This is a genomic window from Emticicia sp. MM (assembly GCF_001649495.1).
Genome location: NZ_LXHX01000053.1, coordinates 1 through 5,760, shown reverse-complemented (window position 1 = coordinate 5,760; position 5,760 = coordinate 1). Strand labels below are relative to the sequence as shown.

Annotated in this window: 4 protein-coding genes; 2 read left to right on the top strand and 2 right to left on the bottom strand. The window is 33.7% G+C overall.

The genetic code is table 11. The features are described from left to right. Window positions 1–232: 232 nt before the first annotated feature. The gene (locus A6M55_RS07265) at window positions 233–3,001 is read left to right on the top strand and encodes a TonB-dependent receptor (RefSeq protein WP_082892947.1); all 2,769 of its coding nucleotides are present in this window, start codon (window positions 233–235) and stop codon (window positions 2,999–3,001) included. Between the two features lie 50 nt (window positions 3,002–3,051). Here A6M55_RS07265 and A6M55_RS07260 read toward each other — a convergent pair whose 3' ends face one another. Together A6M55_RS07260 and A6M55_RS07255 are read right to left on the bottom strand one after the other, a co-directional pair. Next, window positions 3,052–3,540 (bottom strand): GNAT family N-acetyltransferase, encoded by a 489-nt coding sequence (locus tag A6M55_RS07260; protein ID WP_064197084.1) that lies wholly within the window; start codon window positions 3,538–3,540, stop codon window positions 3,052–3,054. Continuing rightward, window positions 3,530–4,282: a class I SAM-dependent methyltransferase gene (locus A6M55_RS07255; RefSeq protein WP_064197083.1), complete on the bottom strand. Its 753-nt coding sequence runs from the start codon at window positions 4,280–4,282 to the stop codon at window positions 3,530–3,532. The genes A6M55_RS07260 and A6M55_RS07255 overlap by 11 nt, the downstream gene beginning before the upstream one ends. A 149-nt stretch (window positions 4,283–4,431) precedes the next feature. Here A6M55_RS07255 and A6M55_RS07250 point away from each other — a divergent pair, with 149 nt between their 5' ends. Next, a complete protein-coding gene (locus tag A6M55_RS07250; protein WP_064197082.1) occupies window positions 4,432–5,736 on the top strand; it encodes an amidohydrolase family protein in 1,305 nt (434 codons plus the stop codon). Window positions 5,737–5,760: the final 24 nt, after the last annotated feature.

Sequence of the window (5,760 nt, the reverse complement as noted above, 5' to 3'; positions counted from 1 at the left end):
TATTTATTATTTTAATCATATATTCAAAATTTACTAAGCAATAATACTTATTATTAAAATTTATTAATAATAAAACAGGTATTAATAACGAAATCTCCATAAATGCCATTATTTTCTTCTGCATTATTTAATATCGGTAAAATTTTATTCCGAATATTTGGATTTAATAGAATAATAAATTTAACTTAGTGGCTGTTAATCTTAACAAAAACCAAATAAAAACTTATAATTTATGATGAATCGTTTCACTTACTCAGTGTTAATGGGTTTGCTGTTTCTAAGCATTGACCTTTTCGCACAATCTCGCACAATCTCCGGAACAGTTAAAGATGGTACAGGAGCCGCTCTTCCTGGAGTAACCATTAAAATCAAAGGTGGTACAAAAGGTACTACAACAGATATAGATGGTAAATATTCAATTGGTGCCAATAACAATGATATTCTACAATTTTCTGCAGTAGGAGTTGTTGCACAAGAAATCCCCGTTGGAAATAATTCAACTATTGACATAACTTTAAAAAATGATGAAAAGTCATTAAATGAAGTAGTAGTTGTAGGAAGCCGTGCAACACAAAGGTCAATAGTAGATTCGCCTTTACCGATTGATATACTTTCATCAAATGAACTCAAAACAACAGGGCAACCAACCTTTGATAAGGCACTTCAATACCGTGTACCATCATTCAACACGGTTAATACACCAGTTAATGATGCGACAACTCTACTAGACCCTTATGAAATTAGAAATATGGGTCCAAGTCGTACATTAATTTTAGTTAACGGCAAACGTAAAAATTTAAGCTCATTACTCTATGTACAGTTTTCACCAGGTCGTGGTGAAACTGGGGTTGACCTTTCGGCCATTCCACAAGAAGCAATTAAAAGAGTGGAAATTCTTCGTGATGGAGCATCTGCACAATACGGTTCTGATGCAATTGCAGGGGTAATGAACGTAATATTAAAAGATAAATACGAGTATACTTCTCTTAATATCAATTCAGGAGTTACCTCTAAAGGAGATGGTGGAATGTATAGCTTAGCCCTTAATAGTGGAGCTAATTTTGCCAAAGGTGGTTCAATCAATTATACTGTAAACTTATCACAATCAAATAGTGCTGTTCGTTCGGGTAAGGTTGATTTAGCAACTGAACTTGCCACATTTGGTGGTAGTCCAGCACAAGATGCACTTATCACCAACTACTTAAAAGACTACCCTACCGCAGGAAATATCAATGGTACTGGTGCAACAACTGCAGCTAAATTTTTAATCAATGGAACCGTTCCTTTAGGAAATAATAATGAACTTTATGCTAATGCCGCAATGGTTACCAAAAGAGTTTTGAGCTTTGCAAACTATCGAACTCCATATTGGCGTCAAGATAGAGGATTATTACATAGTGTGACTGATAACGGTGGGAAAAACTATCTTACTAAAGAAACACTAGCATTTCCTGAGGACGATGTAAATATTTACAAAGGCTATATAGGATATGTACCAACATTTGAAGGTAACCTTCTTGATTACAATGCGACAGTTGGAGCTAAAGGAGAACACGGTGGGTGGAAGCACGATGCAAGTTTAACTGTTGGTGGAAATACGCAAGATTATACCGTCGATAACACTGTCAATAGAACTTTAGGTACATCATCTCCAACAAGATTCAAGCCTGGTGGTTATGGTTTCAGTCATATTGTAGGAAATATTGATATTTCTAAACAAGTGTCAGAAAAATTAGGCATCGCTCTGGGTATGGAGGCTCGTTCGGAAGCATATACTATTGTTGCTGGTGATGAAAAATCTTATGAAGGCGAAGGAGCCAACTCTTTCCCTGGCATCAATAAAGAAAATGCTGGAACCAATAAACGCTTTAACATTGGTGGCTACCTAGACCTAAGTTATGATTTGACCAAAGATTTCTTAATTAATGGAACAATTCGCTCAGAAAAATATAGTGATTTTGGCAATGCTACCGTTTGGAAACTTTCATCTAGATATAAACTTGCTGATGATAAAATTATCCTAAGGGGCTCGGCATCTACTGGGTTTAGAGCACCAACACTTCACCAAATATATGCTCAATCAACACAAGCAGCATTTGTTGGTGGAACTATACAACTTTCAGGATTATTCAATAACCGCAGTACGCAAGCAAGACTTTTGGGAATTCCCGCTTTGAAGCCTGAAAAATCAACCAACTTCACGGTAGGTGTAGCAATCAACCCTACAAAAAACTTTAGCATTACTTTAGATTATTTCAATATTGGAGTTAAAGATAGAATTGTATATAGTTCATCTATATCATCAGCTGATGCCAATTCTACTTTAGGAAAAATTCTTTCACAAGCTGGAGTTCGTACTGTACAATTCTTCATTAATGGAATTCAAACCAAAACCTCTGGTTTAGACTATGTAATTTCATACAGAAATATTGCTTTGGGTTCAGGCAAGTTAGGTATTAACCTTGCTGGAAATGTGATGCTACAAAATAAAATTGTTGGTACTCCACAAGAACCAGCAGCCATTAAAGCAGCAGGTTCAAGCATCTTAAATACCCAAATTAAATCATTACTAACAGAAAGCCGACCAAAATATAAAGCCATTCTTGGATTTGACTACCAGTTAAATAAATGGTTCTTTAATTTGACTAATACATTATTTGGTCCAACTGCCTTCCAAGATTTAGATAATGGCGGAAGTGATATGGAAAATATCAAAGCAGAATTTAAACCAGCCGTTGTAACTGATTTAAGCATTGGCTACTCATTTAACAATAAAGTTTCGATGACTTTAAACGCTAATAACCTATTTAATGTATTACCAAAGTGGGATTTAGTTGCTTTGAATTCAAAAGGAGAAAGTGTCTTGAAAGATGCACAAGCAAAATCATTATTGAGAGGTTTCTTAGGCTTTAGTGGACGTTATGACATTTTAGGTTATAACGGCTCACAATTCAGCCAATTAGGAACAGTTTTCAATGCAAATATTACCATCAAATTCTAATTAGAAATTTAAGGAAATACAAAAAAGACTTCGAATATTCGAAGTCTTTTTTATTCTAACCATTGATACATTACAAATGCATCAACTAAGCCTAATTTTTGATGTTGAAATGCTTTTGGAATACGACCTACAATTTCAAAACCACACTTTTGCCAAAGTCTAACGGCTACCTCATTCGTACTAATCACAATATTAAATTGCATAGCTTTAAAATCTAGCCTTTTAGCTTCTTCAAGCGAAAACCTACACATTGCCTCAGCAATACCTTTTCCTCTATGCATTGGATGCACTAAATAACCTGCATTTGCCACATGTGAGCCCAAATCTGGTTGATTTGCTTTTATATAAAATGTACCGACAACTTCATTTTCGATTTCGCATATATAGGCGAACTTATCATCGGCTCCCCAATAGTTAAGCATTTTTTCCTTTGACGAATCAGGAGCAAAAACTAATGTATCTCCACTTTCTATAACTAAATGTAATATTTCCCATATTACATCTGCATCTTTATCAAAATCAAATCTTCTAAAAATCATAAGCTACCTTTCTTACAATATAAAAATTATCTTCCCAAGCATAAGATTTTTTAGGAAGAATACTAATTAATTCAAAACCGCACATTTTCAAAAATAATGTTAATTCATCTTTAATAAATGCTCGCAAAGTTGAGAAATCCTCTCCTATTTTTTCATAAATACCATAATCATTCGATTGATAATATATTGATTCCCAGTCCCAAGTCCAACCTGAAGATAAATTTTTCTTGCTTTTACTTACTCTTTTATACTTGTTTTGCCCAAACTCTACTTCAAGTTTATCGGTTCGAATTTCTTTAAAATCAAGAAACATTTTTTCTGCATCAATGGCATCAAAAAGAAGCAATCCATCCATTTTTAGAGAATTATTAATACAATTGAGTGCTTCAATAATTCCTTTATTTTCAGTCAAATAACTAATGCTTCTCCCTGTAATAATTACACAATCAAAAGTTTTATCAAGCTTCATTGAACGAACATCTGCTTGTAAAAAATATTCTTTGTGTGCATTGGTTGCTGCAATATCAAGCATCTCTTGAAATAAATCTACTCCAAAATAATCAAACTTAGCATTTATTAATCTTTTAGCTAAGTTTCCTGTTCCACAACCAATCTCTAAAACAGACCTTACATCATTTTCTTTCAGATGTTTATCGTAAAACTTAAACTCTTGGTCGTAATCAAAGAGCTTTTGATAGATTTCATGATAGACTTTTGCTAAATTTGTGTATAATTGACTCATTAGTGTATTATTGAAAGTAATTTCCAATGTAAAACATTTTTCTCAATTTACTGATTAATAGCTTTTAAAAAACTAGAAAGAATTAAATTCTATATTTGGAAATACACTTATTTTTCATAAAATTTGTTCATCAAACTAAAACCTGCCCAATGAAAAAACGTTTATCACTTCTCAGCTTACTTTTAATAAATATTGGAGTATTTGCTCAAAACCCTGCTCCTGCTTCTCCGCAAAGTAAACCAATTGCTTTAGTTGGTGGTACTATTCACGTTGGAAATGGAAAAATTATTACAAATGGAACCGTTGTTTTTGACAAAGGAATAATTACAGCCATTGGTGATGCAAATACTAATTTTGATAAAAATTCTACGGAAGTAATCAATGTATCTGGCAAATCTGTTTATCCAGGCATTATTGCACCTGCCGCTTTAGTTGGGCTTGTTGAAATTGGCTCAGTTCGTTCAACTTTTGACCAAGCTGAAACTGGACAATTTAACCCAAATATTCGCTCCTTGATTGCTCACAATACAGATTCAGAAATTATTCCTACGGTTAGAGGTAATGGTGTATTGATTGGACAAACAACACCAGAAGGTGGTGTTATTTCTGGTACATCTTCAATCATGGAATATGATGGATGGAACTGGGAAGATGCTGCATTGAAAAAAGACGATGGTGTTTGGTTAAATTATCCAACCTTAATTGCCAGACAGTTTAGTCCAGAAGAAGCTAAATTTGTTGTAAAGAAAAACGATAAATATATTGAGCAAAAAAATGAACTTCAAGTTTTTTTCGCAGATGCCCTTGCATACAATGAAATCTCAAATCCAAATCCTAAAAATGCAAAATTAGAGGCAATGAAGGGTTTATTTGATGGTTCAAAGAAATTGTTTATTCGTACTAACTATGGAAAAGAAATCATTGAGGCATGCCAAATGGCACAAAAGTACAAAGTTAAAAGTATAGTAGTAGTTGGTGGAGAAGAGGCTGAATTGGCCATTGATTTCTTAAAAGCTAATAACATTCCGGTAATAGTTTCTCCTACTCATCGTTTGCCTAACACAACAGATGAAGGCGTTTGGAATCCTTATAAATTACCAGCAAAATTAGCTAATGCAGGAATATTAACTGGACTTTTCTACACTGAAGAATTCTACAAAACACGTAATTTACCATTTGTGGCAGGAACTGCAGCAGCTTTTGGTTTGGACAAGGAGGAGGCTCTTAAGTTAATAACATTAAACAATGCCCAAATACTTGGTATTGATAAACAAGTGGGCTCACTTGAAGTAGGTAAATTGGCTACAATTGCCGTTTCTGAAGGTGATATCTTAGATATGAGAACCAATAAAGTTAGTCATGCTTTCATTAGAGGAAAGAAAATCGACCTTGACGATAAGCAAAAAAGACTTTACAGAAAATTTGCCGATAAATTTGGTATCAGTGAAAAATAAAATTTCATATAAAAAAAGAGGTTG